Here is a 15,640-nt window from a genome sequence, read left to right as displayed (position 1 = left end):
CGTCAGCTCACTAGATCGAACGCCCAGACCCGCCCGGCGCAGAGTGATAGCCGCCGAACTCGTGTCCAGCAGCGGATCGCGTCAGGTTCTTGCCGGTTGGCTCAGCCCCGTCGAGCAGTGCGATGACATCGCCAGCCTGGGTGATGACGGAGGCAATTCCCTGCTTGATGAGTTCGTTCGGTCCGCTACTCGCGGCACTGGTCACCGGACCGGGCACCGCGCCGATGCCGCGCCCGAGGTGGTGAGCGGTGCGCACGGCCGCGATCGACCCGGACCGCACGCCGGCCTCGGGGATGACGACACCACCCGAGAGTGCAGCCATCAAGCGGTTCCGTGCGATGAACCTGTCCCGCGTCGGTGTGGTGTCCGGTGGGAGTTCGCTCACGAGCAGGCCGGTGTCGCCGATCCGATCCAGCAGCTCAGTGTGTGCGGCCGGGTAGCGGCGATCCAAGCCAGTTGCCAGGACTGCGATTGTCTGACCGCCGGCGGCAAGCACGCCCCGGTGCGCCGCGTTGTCGATCCCATAAGCGCCACCTGCGATGACCACTCGTTCCTCATCGGCCAGACCTGTCGCCAGGTCGTTGGTGACGTGCTCGCCGTAGTGGGTGGACGCGCGAGCGCCCGTGATCGTGACCCGATCGCTCAGCGCCGTCGCCAGGAACGACGACGCGCCCTGCGTCCACAGCACATACGGGGCACGGTCACCCAGCTCGTCCAGCCCGGCGGGCCACTCCCGATCCGCCGGAATCAGCGTGCCGAACCCGTGCTGCTCGACCTCGGCCACGCGCTCCATCAAGTCGGGCGCGATCCGCGCCCGCAGGTGCTCACGCCACAACAGAACGTCGGCGCGGCCCAGCCCCGTCACGTCGTGATCGGACTGAACCAGGCTCAGCGTCGCAACGCCGCCGTGGCGGCCCAAGACGTACCCGGTCGTCAGATCGTCCGGCTCAGCGATCATCGACAGCACGATCCGCGCCATCCGTTCGCCCTGCACCTGCTCCGCCAAACTCGCCATGATCGGTGTCCTTCCACTCCAAGGTCACCGACCAGGTGCACACCCGGGCGCTACCGAAGGGGTTCCTTTCGTCGCAGCCCAGACGTAGAGTTGAGGACGAGGCAGGTTCTCAACTCTGCGGGTCCTTCGGGACGGCCCCTCGTGGGCACTCATTCATAGCTGCCTCAACGGTCAACTGCGCCGTTGCTATGACAAGACGAGGCCCCGACATGAGTCAGTTCGCACTCACCACCATTTTCAGCATCCGATACCGGCTACTCAGGTACGCACCGACCAACATCCTGCTGATCCGCACTCACGGTCGTCACGGAGTCAGGTGGTTCCTGCTCGCGGTCGGCCTGGCCGCGATGTTCTTCTACGCCGCCGCGATCTGCACCACGATCCTCAACCACGACGGCCCCGGCTGGCTCAACGCACTGGTGATCCTGTTCACCTGGAACGGCTTCAAGATGCTTCGGATCGACCCGGTAACGCTTGTGCTCCGGCGATACATCCGCGTCACCCAGCCTGACCGAAGCCCCAACGCAAACACCAACGGCGAGGAAGCGCAGGCGCAGTACGAGGTCGAGCCGATGGGAGCGACCCGATGAGCGCCCGCGAAGTCGACTCGGTAGCCACGAGCAAGCCGCGCAAGACCCCGCCATCCCGGATGCGCAACTACCGCATTGTGGCCGAACCACGCACCAACCCGGACTTGCACAAGCTCGCCCAGCTCTTCATCGGCATGGCTTTCGCTCGCGCCGACGCCGAACACCAGGAGCGACACGGCCCGGCATCACCTCGACAAGAGCCGCCCCAGGACGCCGGCAACTGAGGCCAGCAACAGGAAGGCCACCGGGAACTCTCCCCGGTGGCCTTCGTCTGCTTCACGCGCTGATCGCCGACGCCTCGACCAGCGCACGCCGCACGGCCTTGCGATCCACACCCATGCTCTGCGCGATCGCCCTCATCGAAACACCGCCGAGGTGGAGCCGGACCGCTTCGGCTGCCTCTTCTACTCCGAGTCCCGGACGGCGACGCCCGACGCGCCGCCGCGTGAGGTGCGCCGACACAGTGGCGCGATGCACGCCGTACCTGTCTGCAAGCTCGTTGACCGTCGTGCCGTCGAGGTAGTCGTCCACGAGGCGGTCGACCTCGGCAGCGGTGAGAAAGGTTTGAAGATGTTCAATCCTTCGAACCACGGTGCCCCGAGAGTCCTCCATCGGGGCGGTTTCCGGGCGCTGGGACACCCGGTAGACACCGCGCTTCCAGCGTGTGACCAGGGTCTTCAGACGCGGGGTAAGGTTTGCGAACGTACTACGCAGGGACCCGGTCTCCGGCTCCGACGTTTCGACGTCGGAGCCGGATTTGCTTCCCCGTTTTACCTGATCAGACGCAGTTTCCGCGGTGATGCACGATGATTCTGGCCTCTTTGTGGACCTGAGTCCGCTCGCTTGTTCTGGGACCTGGGGGCGAAGGACTCCGGGAGCACGCCTCTGGACTTCCCAACTGCTGACACATAGTCTTGAGCTGTGTGCGGTTAGAGGGGAGTCGTATGAGTGCATTGCCAGCTGCGTTCACGTTGGCTGATGCCCGTGCGGCCGGGCTGCGCAAGGATCAGGTCTATCAGGGAGTTGAAGCGGGTGAGTTCGAGCGGGTTGGACGTGGTGTCTACGTTGCTGTCGGATCACTTGACCCGTCACTGGAGTCACTTGCGGCTGCAACGGCCGTCCAGCCATCGGCGACGATGTGCCTGACCAGTGCGCTGGTCCGCCATGACTTGAGTGATGAGATTCCGATAGGTACGGACATCGCCCTTCCGAGAGGTGTCCGTCATCCGGCAGGTTTCGATCACGTCACGTGGCACAGCTTCGACCCGACGACATTCCAGATCGGGCGCGAGGCGTTGGACGAGAACTTCGGCTTGTTCACCTATTCTCCGGAGCGGACGGTCGTCGATGTCTTCAGGCTCGTCCACCAACAGGGCAGTGACACCGCGATCACAGCGCTCAAGCGCTGGCTACACCAACCCGGCCATCATCCGTCTGCCCTCCTTTCAATGGCCGCGTCGTTCCCAAAGGTTCACTCTTCGATCGGCTCAGTACTGGAGGTCCTGACATGAGCTCGTCATCGGTGCTCCATGATATCCTCACTCTGGACTCGAGGGGCCGGGTCATCGAGTCAGAGGGCAAGACGCTGGAGTTCAAGCGTGACCTGTCGTCGCCAACGAAGCCGCTTCGGACCGTTGTTGCGTTTGCGAACTCGGCTGGTGGTCGTCTCGTGATCGGCGTCAACGACGACGGGAGCGTCGCCGGTGTCGAAGACCCTCTCGCTGAGGAGGAGCGCATCACGAGTCTGATCACCGATCGGATTTCTCCGCAGCTGGTGCCCGGCATTGACCTGATGACGTTGGGTGAGGCGACCGTTCTGGTGGTTGATGTGCCCTTGAGTACCCGGCGCCCGCATCACATGAGGGACCAGGGTCCCGAGGACGGGGTCTACGTTCGTTTGGGTTCCTCGACCCGGCAGGCCGACCTCGCCTTGGTTGCCGAGTTGGAGCGCAACGCGCGCGGTGTCGCATTCGAGGACTTGCCGGAGCCTCGGGCGATGCTGGGAGACCTGGATCTGGAGGGCTTGTCGGAGCTACGGGGCCGACAGACTGGGATTGACGATCTTCTTGCGTTGGGGCTTGCGGTCAAGCAGGGCGGCGAGATCCTGCCGACCAATGCGGGAATTCTGGCCGCGTGTCCGGATCCGACGCGGTTCCTTCCGTCGGCGTGGGTGCAGTGTGGGCGGCTGCGTGGACCGAATGGGACTGACATCTTCGACCAGACGGAGGTCCATGGTCCGATGCCACGGGCCGTGGACACGGTGATGGAGTTTCTGCTCAAGCACGCCTTCAAGACGGCCGTGTTCGGAGAGGTCAAGCGGCGTGATGTGTACTCGATCCCGGTGGAGGCGATTCGCGAGGTCGTGGTCAACGCCCTCGTCCATGCGAACTATGCCGAGCGTGGGACCCCGATTCGTGTCGGGTTCTACGACGATCGCATTCAGATCGATAGTCCGGGCCTGCTGCTGCCGGGGATGACGGTGGAGTCGATGCGACGGGCCTCCCGCCTGCGCAATCCGTCGTTGGCGCGGATCTTCCGGGAGGCCGGGATCATGGAGCAGTGGGGCACCGGCGTTCAACGGGTCTTCGAGCAGATTGCCGAGGCCGGACTTCCTGAGCCTCGCGTTGAAGAGGTGATGGACCGGCTGCGCTTCACCGTCTATGTGCCTTCTCACGCCCCTGAGGCACGTCTGGGCGGCCGCGGCGAGCACCAAGACGGGGCACTAAGACACCAAGAGGAGGCACCAAGACGACAGTCGGCTACAGGGAGCGCGAGCAAGCTGACGATCCTCCACCGTGTTGAACAATCCCCTGCGAGTCGTGCACAACTGATGGAGACGTTGCGCATCGTCAATCAGACCCGAGCGTTCCGGCGCCATATCGAGCCGCTACTCAAGGCCGGCCTGCTGGAAATGACTCTTCCAGACAAGCCCACAAGTCGTGATCAGCGCTACCGAATCACTGATGCGGGGCGTTCTGCGCTCGAAGGTCAGAGAGACGATGGTTGATCCACTGACCCGATGTCCGCAGACGCGAAGGAGGAGCTGCGTCTCGACCGCTGCTATCTCGCGGACGCAGATGTGTCGACGAGCCCCACTTTGACGAGCGCGGCGCGGACGGCCTTTCGGTTTACGCCCATTCGACGCCCGATCGCGCGCATCGACATGCCCTCGCGTGATAGGCGCACCGCCTCGGCTTGTTCCTGATCGTTGAGCTCGGGACGCCGCCGCGGAACCTCACGACGTCGGAGGTGGGCGAAGACCGTCGCGCGGTAGATGCCGTACGCGGAAGCCAACTCCTGCATGCTCGCTCCAGCCTCGTGGTCGGCGACCAAGCAGTCAACCTCGGGGGGAGAGAAAAGTTTGAGCCATCCCGACAGTCCTCACAACAGGCCCGCGATGGTTCATCGGAGCGGTGCTTTGGAACCGGTTGCGGACCCTATAGACTCCGAGGTTTAGGCGTCTGACCAGCGTATTTGCCGTGAGGAAAAGTTGCCGAACGTGCTATGCAGGCACCCGACGCAAGCCGGGCGCAATCGAGCTTGCTCGAATTGCCGAGGCGAAGGAGTGGGTTAAGGCCCGAAGGGCCGAACACCCCGCGTGAAGTCCCGCGACATCGTGCATTGATACTGGGGACTTTTCTTGTTTTGGCGCTGGCACGTTGCGGGTCATCGTGCAGGGTTCGATCCAGCTGATGGGTGACTACTGTCCAACGGTGAAAGGGAATTGTTGGGCTGCGGCTCCGGCGGCCAGGAGGTAGGCCGGGCCCAGTTCGTCCAAGACTGCATCAGGTGCCGAGATCTGGTGCAGCACCAGGCCGTCGACCAGGGCAATCACCATCCGCGCCGCAGCCTGCGGATCAGCCGCCAGCGGTAGGGACTTTGCGGCAGCCGCAATGAATCGGGCGCGACCACGCCGCACGATGTCCTGTAGTTCCGGGTTTCTGGCGGCGTGCAGGAAGAGTTCGTATCGGGCACGAATAAGCCCTGGATGGGCAGTGATCGCCTGCCAGGTGTTCCGTGCCGCGTCCCATACCTTCGATGGGATTGTGTTGGTCTCTTGCGCCTCGGCGACCTGGTCGGGGGTGACCCGCATCACCGAGCCGAGTTCCACATCGGCAAGCCGCTCGACACAGGCCTCGATCAGCCCATCCAGAGTTCCGAAATGGTACTTCACCAAACCCTGCGACACTCCGGCACGCTGCTCCACACGGCGGTGGGTCACCCCACGCATCCCGTCGTCGGCCAGTTGCTCGATCGCAGCGTCGACCAGGCGCGTCCGCATTTCCGCCGCCGCTTCCTGCCGACTTGAGGCTGTCATGCGCTCTACTCTAGTTGATTCCACACCTGTGGAGTAAGGTGGCTGAATGAGCGCAACGCACCCTGTGGTCCGGTATCCGTTCGCCGAGTGGATCGGACGACACTCCCGCTTGTTCGGGTCCGTTTCATACGGCTGGCTCGGGCGTCCGTACGTCTATTTGATCGGCGCGGCGGCGAACGAGGCGGTCTTCGCCAATGATCAGCACTTCAGCAACGCGCGGGCGTATAAGGGTCTGGTTCCCGTGGATGGGCCGACGTCGGTGATCGTTTCCGATGGTGAAGACCACAAGCGGCGCCGCACGCTGGTGCGTCCGGGCCTACATCACAAGCAGATCGACGGTTATGTCGCCACGATGACCGCCACCGCGGACGAGGCCCTGGACGCCATCACGCCCGGCGTGGCCTTCGACGCTTACGAACTGTTCCGTGCCGCGATCCGCCGCTCGACGCTGCGCTCCCTTTTCGGAGAGCGAATGGCCGACAAGGCCGACTCCCTCGGTGCCCTACTGCAACCATTAATCGATCTGACCGGCCTGCTGCCCGACATGGTCAGCGTGCACAAGAGGCTGCGCACCCGACGCTGGCAACAGGCGGAGGCGGCAAGGCAGCAGCTCGACGAGTTCGTCTACGCCGAGATTGATCGACTGCGCTCTGTTCCAGCCGAGACTGAGAGCCAGGTGCTTGCGGTTCTGGTACGCGGACGCGATGGATCCGGGTCGGGACTGAGCGATCTGGAGATTCGCGACCAGGTGGTAACCCTCATTGCCGCCGGGTACGAGACGACATCAGCAGCGATGGGCTGGGCACTGTATGGCTTGGGCGGACGCCCCGACCTGATTGAGCGTGCGCGCTCAGAGGTGCTCGATGTCACCGGCGGCGAGCTGCCCACCGCCGAGCAGGTGGGCCGATTGAAATTGACCGACGCCATTGTCAGCGAGGCATTGCGCCTCTACCCCCCGGCCTCGGTCATTCCGCGTTACGTCGCGGAGTCCTTCAGTGTCCGCGGGCACAAGATTCCGCGGGGCGCCACCTTGATCATCTCCCCTTACCTCACGCACCGCGACCCGCAGCTGTACGAGGACCCTCTGGAGTTTCGTCCGGAGCGTTGGCTGTCGGCTCCGCATCGTCCAGGTGGCGAGTATCTGCCGTTCGGTGGTGGAGCGCACCGCTGTCTGGGTTCGGTTATGGCAATCACCGAGCTCACCGTGATGCTGGCCCGATTGCTGGCACGCGGTGGTTTCGTCCTGGAGCCGCGCAAGGTCCGGGCCACCGGTTTGTCGGCGATGCGGCCCAGAGACGGCGTCTGGCTACGGCTGACTGTTGACGACAACTCCACGAGTTCAGTTGGAGCCCGCCCGGATCGTTAGCCATCACACTGCAGGAGGGTGAGGTGTTCGATGCGGTCGATGGCAGCTTCGATGCCCTGCTCGTTCCTGACATCTCGGGCGACCGCGCCTTCGTCGACACCGAGTCGTGGAGCTTCATCTACTTGTACTTATGAACATTTTGTAGTCGGAGCAATGGCACCCTGCTCATGAGCGAAGCAGGCGACGGTGTCGATCTCGCCGGAACGCCGACCACAGGAGCTGGCTGCCATCCGCTCCAAAGAGGTACGGGCTGCTTGCTGCGGTCCGCGTAGAGTCACGATTCATGACGACGGATCGGCTTCGGGTGACTGCATCGACACACCACGTACCATTCCCGCGGGTGCTTGCCACCCCAGCGAAAGCCCGCGGACTGGTCGAGCGCTGCTGCGAATTGCAGGCCTCACTGGGCTATCCGATCCGGATGAAGATGATCAAGGTCCTCGGCTCGCATCGCCAGAATCCGCTCTCGGTGAGCGAGGTGGCCGACACCCTTCGCGTCAGCCAGCCGACCGCCACCAAGCACCTGGGCATCTTGCATCGAGCCGGTTGGGTGACGCGCAACGTAGTCGGCGCACGAGTGCACTACAGCCTCAATCTCGACACCTACGACGAATACCGCCGTCTGATGGACCTCGCGTTCGCCCACGCCCTGACGCCTTGCGTCAACGACTTCGACTGCGATACCTGCCCCTTCGAAGAGACCTGCCACTAGCGGCTTGAGGGCCTGGATCACGTCGGATCGAGTCATAGCGATTCTACTATAGTCCAGCCAAGCAGCCTGTTCCTGGTCGGTGACGATGCGCGGCCGGCTGTAAGCCAACGACCTGAAGGGTGAATTGCATGAGGGTGGAGATTGACGGACGCAAGCTTGCTGCGGCGGCCGTAGCAGTACCCGTGGCCGCGGTCGCGGTGCTCAACCAGTACGCGAAGCGGCATATCGTCCCGCCGGAGGAGGTTCCCGACCCCTACCCCGGCGATGACCTTCTCACCGACCCGGAGACGACAACGACGACCATGGCGATCGAGATCGATGCGCCACGAGAAAAGACCTGGCCGCTGCTCAACCAGCTCGGACAGGACAAGGCCGGGTTCTACAGCTTCTCCATGTTCGAGCGGGGCGTGCATTTCCTCATCCACAACACCTACACGCCCCAAGAGCGATGGCAGCACACGAAAGTCGGCGACTGGTGTTTCTTCGGCCAGCAGGGCATCGGCATGGAGGTCGTCTTGCACGAGCCGGGCCACTACTGGGTCGGTTTGTCGGACACCCGACGTCCTCCGACCCAGGACGGCGCCTATGCGTGGCTGCCGGCAGGCACCGACGAGTTCGCGTGGACATGGGGTTTCTTCCTGGAAGATCTGCCCAACGGACGCACCCGCCTTCTCACTCGCACGAACGCGTTTGCGAAGATCAGCGAGAAGGGAAAACTGAAGGCGCTCATCGTGGCGGGCCTGATGTGGGGCTGGTCGTCCAACGTGATGCTGACCCGGATGCTTGAGGGCATCAAGTACACCGCCGAAGGTCGGCCCTTCCTCAAGCTTTAGCTTTCACTCGCCGTCCAACACACCCACGTCGCCACAATCATCAAGGAGCCACCATGAAAACTGCCCGAAAGTCCGACATTCCGGTCACGTTCTGGGTCGTCACCGCCGCCGGCGTGGCAGCGGCGCTACTGTCGCCGAGGATATTCGATTCCATTTGGAGCACGCATAAGTAAGTCATCCGTCCGCTGGATCCGGCTCACACCCGACTCTGCCGACTGCGGACGCCGGCACCGGAGCCTGATCCAGCAGACCTGATTGTGCGAGCGCATCCAGTACCCGCGCTCGAAATGTTTTGAGCTGTCAGGTGCTCGTCCGGCTTGGCCATCGTCACACGATCGCCAGCCAGCGGGCCCCACCCGCCCCGGCGCGCGTAATCGCGCCCGCCACGGATGATCACCGCAGGATACCGGCGAATCGGCGTACCGGCGGGCCGGTAAGCTGCGCTGGTGGCCCGACGCATGCATAATTTCAACACCTCGCGTGATCTACATCGCGCCGCAGATGGAGCTTTTGTTGTCGGGTCCGTGGTTTTCGGGACGATCGTGACTGCGCTACTGGCCGCGAGCGAGATCTTGGTCGGCATCCCGGCACTCTTGATCGGTGCCGCGTCGGTTGTGCTGATTCCCACCGCACGCCATCTTTCGGGAAGGGTCTTCGTCAACAGCGTCCTGCTGTGCGCTGCAACCTATCTCGTTTGGATGATCCCTGCGCCGGCGATCGGGATCACCCGCGGCGGGCTGCTGCTCAGCCTGCTGGTGGGCGGTGTCTGTGGCACGCTCGCGGCAAGCCACCGTGGTCTGCTACGCGGTCGCATTCGTCCGGCTGTCGCCGCTACCGACATCGCGATGGCGGTGCTCGCGACCCTCACCTCGATCACGTCACTGACCTATTGGTTCAAGGCTCGGACGCCGGAGTTGGCCTACGGACTGCTTTCCGCAACGTGGGACAACTCCTCGCACTACTCCATGGTCGTCGCCATGCACCGGCATCAGAACATCATCTTCAACCTGGGGCCAGCCGCAGACCAGACGCCGCGGTCCTTCGCCAGCTACCCTGCCGGTTATCACAGTGTGGCGGCCTCGATCATGGACGTCCTCACCGGATCTCCGGTCACCGATCCCGGATTGCTGCCGGTCGCATTCGTGATGACGGTAGGCATCGTGCTGGCGGCCGGATACTTCATCGTCGCCGCCGGCATCGCCGGCCTACCGATCGTCCGCCGCGCAGGCGCTTGGGGATATTTCGCGATCAGCGCCGGCCTGGGCGTCCTCGGTTTCGGCCCGGGCATCATCGCGCCCGGGGACGGCCACTACAACTTCAGCTTTGCCGTCGTCATGGTGCTCGCTGCCGGTCTCGCGGCGACCGGGCTGCGCCGAGTGTTCAGCATGCTTCAAGCCTGTACCATTCTGGCGGCGATTCTCTGTGCCGGGGGTGCCTGGCTTCCGATGGGTGTGCTCGCCGCGGGGCTCTCGCTTGTCGGAGTGTTCCCCTGGCGCCGCAGCAGATGGATCGGGACTGCCGTCGAACGGATCGTGGTCATCTCGACCGCCCTGATCGTGCTGATCGTCACCCTGATCACGATTTCCTGGCAATACGAAGGCGGGACGACGGTCGGCTATCTCGCCACGGTTGGCGGCGGGCTGACTGCAGTGAGCGCCGTGTTACCTCCCCTGACCGCGGCACTGCTCGCCATGCTGGGCCTTGTCGTCCGGACCCCGGCTGGCCAGATCTGCAAACGGCCGAGCGTCCGCCGGGCGAGCTTGACCAGTGCGTTGCTGGCGGTGCTCATCGTGGCTTACTTCGTGATCGAATCGGTCGTTGTCACGCAAGCCGGCCAGTCGCGGCCCAGCTACTACCCGCAGAAGGCGCTCAACGGCATCACGATCGTCGGCATGGTGATTGGGTCGGTGATGATAGCCATCGTCGCCGCCGACCGGGTGCCGTTACCCGGTGCGCGAGCCGTGACCCGGCGAGCAGTCGCGGCGACGATGTGTGTGATCGGTATCGTTCCGCTGGCGATGTCGCACACCATGACGTTCTCCCAGGAGGGCCTCGGGGATATTCCGGGCCGGGTCTTCGGAGCCATCGCTCCGCGTCCCGACCTAGCCGCGGCCTGCCAGGCGTCGCTGGAGGTGCCCGACCAGCAGGTCGCGATCATCGTTACCGGACGCGAAACCGACACTTTGATCTGCGCGGTCGACAGAGGAACCTCATCGTGGGGCACCTCCGATATCAATCAGGCGACAAAGACACTCACCGGCGACCCGCTGGTTCAGGCGGCGCGGCCGTGGCTCGACGACGGCAGTGCCGTACTGGTCGTTGCCCCCGAATCGCTCGACGAATACCGGCAGCTCCTGGGCGCGGGATCCGACGACAAGGTCATCGCCTGGCAGGATCCGGGCACGCATGGAGCGGTGGTCCAGCACAATCGGTAGGCCCTGAACAAAGGCCGCCGAAGCGACCGGCTCTAATCCCTTGACAACTGCGAAAACCGAACTATGGTCACTAAAAACCCGCCAGCCAACAACGAAGAGGGGAAGCGGTCGCCATGGGAAGTAAATCGACCTCACACGATCAGAAAAAGGCTCCGCAGAAAAGCATCAAGGAAAAGCGGGCTGAGAAGCGCGCCAAGCAGGGCCCAAACAATTAAACCGTTGACCTCAGGGGGTCTGCTCGCTTACCACGAGCAGACCCCCTGAGCATGCCACCGATGAATTCGCCGTACACTTCCACGTCGCCGCCGCCGATGCTCGGTGGGTTGCACAACCATTTCAGCCGAACAGTCCGGCCTTCTTCCATCCGCACTGTGACAGGTAGCTACGTACCGCGTCCTTGACGAGCCCGGTGTCCAGCGACGACCTGACGACACCCATGCTGCCGTCCCTCTTATCCTGCCCGATTCCGAAACTCACCGACTTCTGCGTGCTATGCCCCTTGAACGAAGATGCGCTAGTCCCGAAGCCGATCTTTCCCCCGTTCATGCTCACGTTCGTGGTACGCGAGGCTGAGGTGTCCGACTCCTTCCACTTCCCGTTGTCTTTGAGCGTGACGGTGAATGTAAAGTCGCGTTGCTCGTCACTGACGCTGCCCGGTCCGAAGAACCGGGCGTCCATCCACTTCCACCGCGCGACGATCGAATCTCCAGCGACCGCGACCTCCCACGGTTTGTCCTCACCGTTGAGTGCTGCCGGGGCTCCTGCCAGGACCTGCTGCTTGTCAAGTGCCATTTCTCGTCCCTTCCCGATCTGATCGTGTTCCGGTCAGCATAAGCGACACATGGCCCAGGTGGGTCCGTGCGCAATGGCAACGAAGGATCTGCTCGGCCATGATCCTGAGCTCGACGCGATCGTCCTCTCCATCGGACAAGCAGCGTGGTGATGGCCTCCATATCGAAGTTGTTCGCCGATCCGGCAATGAGCAACGAGGGTACCGGCGAGAATCGGCAGGAATCCGGCTAGGTGAGTTCTACGATCTGATCGGCGACGTCATGCGCCCAGCGCATGTCATGAGTGGTGGCCAGCACCGCTCCCCCAAGGTCACGATGGACCTGCACGATGTGCTGCAGCCGTTTCATTCCTTCGGCGTCCCGGCCCAGCGTCGGCTCATCCAGCAGCAACACAGCCGGACGCAACAGCAGCGCGGTGGCGATCACCAGGTCTTTGCGGCGGTCCGGCGTCAAATCATAGGGATGTGAGTCTGCTTGCTCGCTCAGACCGGAGATGTCGAGTATCGCGGCCACCCGATGTGCGCGTGCGGCACGTAACTCACTCCGCGCCTGCATGCGGGCTCGGCCGAGAAAGCCAAGCCCCCTCCTCCGGGCCCCACCCGGGCACGAGGGTAAATGCGCAGGATCTGGGTTCGGGCGTCGTCCTGCACGTCTGACACCCGGAGGAGATGTCTCACCGAGCTCATCATCGGTCTCGCCGGGCAAGAAAGACCTGCTGCGCCGCCGTTGCCGCAATGGAACGGCCTTCTCCAGCTCTGCGCGCACCGTCGGGGCCGACAGCTGCGCGCCGGGATCTTGCCCAACCCACGCCAGGTGGTCGGCGCGTTCATAGGCCGGACGACCGGTGAGCGCGATCTCGCTGCCGGCGTCACCCACCACGATCTGCCCGTCCACTCTCGCCTCGTCCTCCAAAAGCCCGGCCAGCGCCCGCAGCAGAGTCGATTTTCCGGATCCGTTGGGCCCGACGACTACAACGGCCTCGCCCGCAGAAACCTTGAGATTCAGATCACCGAGAATCTGCCTACTGCCCCGTCGGACGCCGAGTCCGCGCGCCCTGAGCAGAATCTGGCCCTCGCTTGGGGTCGGTGCGTGAGAGGTCGCGGTGGCGCCGAGGGCGTCCCACACGCCATACGAAGCCAGCAGACCGGCATCAATTGATTGCGCAGCTGGGCCACGGCCGGATCCCTCCGTGCCGCTTTTGAGTGGGTCAGCAGCTGCACATGCATGCCGATCGTATTCGGCAACGATTCGGCCGCCGCGCATGAACAGCACCCGGTCGGCTGCGGCACTCAGCTCATCGTGCTGATGCCCGGCCAGCAGCACTGCCCCACCACCCGCGCGGTACCTGGCCAGAGCATGCAACAGCCGCTCGCGGGCAACCCGGTCCAGCGACAACGACGGCTGATCCAGCACGAGCGCGGCCGGATCCAGCGTCATCAGTGAGGCGAGCGCGACCAGTTGCCGTTCGCCACCTGACAGGGTGTCGAGCCGCCTGTGCGCGAGATGCACGATTCCCAGGGCATCCATCGCCCGATCGGCTGCCGGATCGGCAATGTGCGGCGCATCTCCTCGGAGCCTACGTGGCAGCCGCACCTCATCGACCGCAAAGCTGGTCATTCCGGTCAATTGCGCCTCGGGATCGTCGCCGAGCATGGCAGCCTGCCCAGTGATGTGGCGTTCGCCATCGGCCGATCCGAGTTCGTCCAGCAGGCCGGTGACGAGGCGGCACAGTGTCGAGGTACCGGCACCCTGGGGGCCCAGCACCGCGACCATGTCTCCCGGACGCGCCCGCAATTCAATCTCATCAAGAGCGCTCGTGTTGCCGCTGCCCCAATACCGGAAGCTCACGCCCTCCAGCTCGATCGCTGCCATCTCAACCACGTAACCACCCCAACAGCTCGGACGCGGTCGGCAACGCGAGAACTCCGGAAAGCGAAGCAACGACCAGGGCGAGGACGCACAGTGGTGCCGCCCGGCGAAGCGTCCGTTGGCCGGGGCCATCGTTGTGGTCCTGCAGCGGCGATGGCCTACGCCTGGTGTCGAATCCACGCTGAATCAGGGTCTGGTGCCGCTGATCGAATTGGATCAAGGACGAGGTGACCAGTCCGGCGGCGATCCGCGGGGTGAGCGCGACCCTGGTGCGCCACCGGGACGTATTCCACCCGCGCGCGGCCCGGGCGTCCACCGTCTGCCGGGTCTGATTCTGCAGCACCGGCACCAGGCTCATGGCGGCGGCACATACATACGCGAGACTCACCGGCGCGTGAAGCCGGATCAGCCCGTCGAACATTCGCGCAGCGTCCGAACCGAAGGCGAACAAAGCGCACACGGCGATCATCGCGGCCACCCGCAGCCACAATTGCAGCGCCACGCTGAGCCCTTCGACGGTCACCGCGGCGGGACCTGCTTGCCAGAGGATCTCGGCATCGCGCCCCGGATAGAACAGGCCTTGAATGATGCCGACCATGACGAGCATCGGGCCGGCGAGCGCGATCAACGTCATCAGCCAGCGGTTGAATTGGATACGTCGCGACCGGGCGGCGGCCACCGCTGCACACAGGAGTATCGCGGCCGGAACCAGAGGTGATCCGATACCATAGATGAGCACGAGACCGCATCCGAGGAGGACGAGCTCGGTCGCGGGATGAAGACTCCCGCTGTCGCCTGGACGACCTGTCTGACCTTGATGTTCGTCACCGATGCCAGGTTCTCTGGAATTCACGGCCACGCTCAGCGCGCGCCTGACAGCGAATGCCAGGCGAAGGCGTAGCGGCCGACGATGCGTTTGGGCAGGCTGCGCAGCACGAAGAAGGCCAGCAAGAAGATCAGTGCCTTGTCGATCGTGTCGGAGAACAGACTCTGAGCAGTGGTCGCCTGGAGCATCTCAAGCCCGGCGGCCTGCAGCGTGGCGACGACCGTGCCGGTGCCCACGCCCAGTCCGCCACCATAAACGAATGCGGCAACCGGAGCGCCGACCGCACCCGCGGGGACGCCGACCACAAGGCCTGCGATCAGCGCCGTCCAGAACCTCCGGAAAGCTCCGAGGCGGGCGGCCCATCCGGCGGCGGCTCCGACGAATGCGCCGCCGGCGGTGAAGACGATGACCGTTGGGTTGATGGTGACTCCCCAGATCACGTTGCTCAGCACGCCGGTCAGCGCGCCGGCCGCGGGGCCCGCGAGCACGCCGACGATCACCGTGCCGAGGGAGTCGAGATAGAGCGGGATGGGGGTCAGCGTGCCGATGATCTGGCCGATGACGATGTTCAGCGCGATGGCCACCGGCATCAGCGCGAAGATGCTGCGCGGTATCAGTGGCAGCGTGCCGGCTGCGATCAATACGGCGCCGGCGAGGTAGCCGGCCATCACCCACAAGGTGGTGGTCCCGAGATCTTGTCCCAGCGTGGCCGGCTGGGTCTTGAGCACCATCACATAGGTGACGATGATCACCGCGGCGCCTGCGGCCGCGAGAAGCAGCGCCGTTACGGGGGTGGAGGTAGCAGGGTTTCGGTTCGGGTTTTGTGCGGGACTCACCGTGGCGGTGGGCCCCTGCCCAGACCCGCTATCCGGAGCGGTCATTGGT

General features: G+C 64.2%; 16 protein-coding genes. 8 read left to right on the top strand and 8 right to left on the bottom strand.

Going from position 1 to position 15,640, the window contains the following annotated elements:
- Positions 1-10: 10 nt before the first annotated feature.
- Positions 11-1,015, bottom strand: coding sequence for a DNA-processing protein DprA (dprA, locus tag QQ658_RS03345; protein WP_286026265.1), 1,005 nt, complete (start codon positions 1,013-1,015; stop codon positions 11-13).
- 209 nt (positions 1,016-1,224) lie between these two features.
- Between dprA and QQ658_RS03340 the strand changes: the two genes are divergently transcribed.
- Entirely contained in the window at positions 1,225-1,605 is a 381-nt protein-coding gene (locus QQ658_RS03340) for a hypothetical protein (protein ID WP_286026264.1), read from the top strand.
- Complete coding sequence (locus QQ658_RS03335) at positions 1,602-1,829, top strand: hypothetical protein (RefSeq protein ID WP_286026263.1); 228 nt, start codon at positions 1,602-1,604, stop codon at positions 1,827-1,829. Before QQ658_RS03340 ends, QQ658_RS03335 begins: the two co-directional genes overlap by 4 nt.
- Positions 1,830-1,881: 52 nt before the next feature.
- Here QQ658_RS03335 and QQ658_RS03330 read toward each other — a convergent pair whose 3' ends face one another.
- Positions 1,882-2,196, bottom strand: a complete 315-nt coding sequence (locus QQ658_RS03330; protein ID WP_286026262.1) for a helix-turn-helix domain-containing protein — start codon at positions 2,194-2,196, stop codon at positions 1,882-1,884.
- Positions 2,197-2,549: 353 nt separating this feature from the next.
- Between QQ658_RS03330 and QQ658_RS03325 the strand changes: the two genes are divergently transcribed.
- Both QQ658_RS03325 and QQ658_RS03320 read left to right on the top strand, forming a co-directional pair.
- On the top strand, positions 2,550-3,116 hold the full coding sequence (locus tag QQ658_RS03325) for a type IV toxin-antitoxin system AbiEi family antitoxin domain-containing protein (RefSeq protein ID WP_286026261.1): 567 nt from the start codon (positions 2,550-2,552) through the stop codon (positions 3,114-3,116).
- 11 nt (positions 3,117-3,127) lie between these two features.
- The gene (locus QQ658_RS03320) at positions 3,128-4,612 is read left to right on the top strand and encodes an ATP-binding protein (protein WP_502928944.1); all 1,485 of its coding nucleotides are present in this window, start codon (positions 3,128-3,130) and stop codon (positions 4,610-4,612) included.
- A 53-nt stretch (positions 4,613-4,665) separates the two neighbouring features.
- Here QQ658_RS03320 and QQ658_RS03315 read toward each other — a convergent pair whose 3' ends face one another.
- The gene (locus QQ658_RS03315; RefSeq protein ID WP_286026259.1) at positions 4,666-4,908 is read right to left on the bottom strand and encodes a helix-turn-helix domain-containing protein; all 243 of its coding nucleotides are present in this window, start codon (positions 4,906-4,908) and stop codon (positions 4,666-4,668) included.
- Positions 4,909-5,305: 397 nt separating this feature from the next.
- On the bottom strand, positions 5,306-5,923 hold the full coding sequence (locus QQ658_RS03310; protein WP_286026258.1) for a TetR/AcrR family transcriptional regulator: 618 nt from the start codon (positions 5,921-5,923) through the stop codon (positions 5,306-5,308).
- 46 nt (positions 5,924-5,969) lie between these two features.
- Here QQ658_RS03310 and QQ658_RS03305 point away from each other — a divergent pair, with 46 nt between their 5' ends.
- From QQ658_RS03305 to QQ658_RS03290, 4 genes are all read left to right on the top strand, one after another.
- On the top strand, positions 5,970-7,289 hold the full coding sequence (locus QQ658_RS03305; protein ID WP_286026257.1) for a cytochrome P450: 1,320 nt from the start codon (positions 5,970-5,972) through the stop codon (positions 7,287-7,289).
- A 340-nt stretch (positions 7,290-7,629) separates the two neighbouring features.
- Positions 7,630-8,001, top strand: a complete 372-nt coding sequence (locus QQ658_RS03300; RefSeq protein ID WP_286026256.1) for an ArsR/SmtB family transcription factor — start codon at positions 7,630-7,632, stop codon at positions 7,999-8,001.
- 128 nt (positions 8,002-8,129) lie between these two features.
- Positions 8,130-8,834 (top strand): hypothetical protein, encoded by a 705-nt coding sequence (locus tag QQ658_RS03295; protein ID WP_286026255.1) that lies wholly within the window; start codon positions 8,130-8,132, stop codon positions 8,832-8,834.
- Positions 8,835-9,280: 446 nt separating this feature from the next.
- A complete protein-coding gene (locus tag QQ658_RS03290) occupies positions 9,281-11,269 on the top strand; it encodes a hypothetical protein (RefSeq protein ID WP_286026254.1) in 1,989 nt (662 codons plus the stop codon).
- Between the two features lie 336 nt (positions 11,270-11,605).
- On the opposite strand, the gene QQ658_RS03285 is transcribed toward QQ658_RS03290, so the two are convergent.
- From QQ658_RS03285 to QQ658_RS03270, 4 genes are all read right to left on the bottom strand, one after another.
- Positions 11,606-12,061, bottom strand: a complete 456-nt coding sequence (locus tag QQ658_RS03285; RefSeq protein ID WP_286026253.1) for a hypothetical protein — start codon at positions 12,059-12,061, stop codon at positions 11,606-11,608.
- A gap of 227 nt (positions 12,062-12,288) precedes the next feature.
- The gene (locus QQ658_RS03280) at positions 12,289-13,932 is read right to left on the bottom strand and encodes an ABC transporter ATP-binding protein (protein WP_286027022.1); all 1,644 of its coding nucleotides are present in this window, start codon (positions 13,930-13,932) and stop codon (positions 12,289-12,291) included.
- Between the two features lies 1 nt (position 13,933).
- Positions 13,934-14,782 carry an energy-coupling factor transporter transmembrane component T family protein gene (locus QQ658_RS03275; RefSeq protein ID WP_353057939.1) on the bottom strand — a complete coding sequence of 283 codons (849 nt, stop codon included), beginning with the start codon at positions 14,780-14,782 and terminating at the stop codon, positions 13,934-13,936.
- Positions 14,783-14,790: 8 nt separating this feature from the next.
- Positions 14,791-15,636 carry a hypothetical protein gene (locus QQ658_RS03270; protein ID WP_286026251.1) on the bottom strand — a complete coding sequence of 282 codons (846 nt, stop codon included), beginning with the start codon at positions 15,634-15,636 and terminating at the stop codon, positions 14,791-14,793.
- Positions 15,637-15,640 lie beyond the last annotated feature (4 nt).

The sequence above is a fragment of the Propionimicrobium sp. PCR01-08-3 genome, from assembly GCF_030286045.1.
In the GTDB taxonomy this organism is placed as follows: domain Bacteria; phylum Actinomycetota; class Actinomycetes; order Propionibacteriales; family Propionibacteriaceae; genus Brooklawnia.
This window is presented reverse-complemented; position numbering and strand designations above follow the sequence as displayed.

Coding starts and splice junctions, on each gene's coding strand:
- dprA (WP_286026265.1), bottom strand. CDS start 1,015: ATGGCGAGTTTGGCGGAGCAGGTGCAGGGCGAACGGATGGCGCGGATC.
- QQ658_RS03340 (WP_286026264.1), top strand. CDS start 1,225: ATGAGTCAGTTCGCACTCACCACCATTTTCAGCATCCGATACCGGCTA.
- QQ658_RS03335 (WP_286026263.1), top strand. CDS start 1,602: ATGAGCGCCCGCGAAGTCGACTCGGTAGCCACGAGCAAGCCGCGCAAG.
- QQ658_RS03325 (WP_286026261.1), top strand. CDS start 2,550: ATGAGTGCATTGCCAGCTGCGTTCACGTTGGCTGATGCCCGTGCGGCC.
- QQ658_RS03315 (WP_286026259.1), bottom strand. CDS start 4,908: ATGCAGGAGTTGGCTTCCGCGTACGGCATCTACCGCGCGACGGTCTTC.
- QQ658_RS03310 (WP_286026258.1), bottom strand. CDS start 5,923: ATGACAGCCTCAAGTCGGCAGGAAGCGGCGGCGGAAATGCGGACGCGC.
- QQ658_RS03305 (WP_286026257.1), top strand. CDS start 5,970: ATGAGCGCAACGCACCCTGTGGTCCGGTATCCGTTCGCCGAGTGGATC.
- QQ658_RS03295 (WP_286026255.1), top strand. CDS start 8,130: ATGAGGGTGGAGATTGACGGACGCAAGCTTGCTGCGGCGGCCGTAGCA.
- QQ658_RS03285 (WP_286026253.1), bottom strand. CDS start 12,061: ATGGCACTTGACAAGCAGCAGGTCCTGGCAGGAGCCCCGGCAGCACTC.
- QQ658_RS03280 (WP_286027022.1), bottom strand. CDS start 13,932: ATGGCAGCGATCGAGCTGGAGGGCGTGAGCTTCCGGTATTGGGGCAGC.
- QQ658_RS03270 (WP_286026251.1), bottom strand. CDS start 15,636: ATGACCGCTCCGGATAGCGGGTCTGGGCAGGGGCCCACCGCCACGGTG.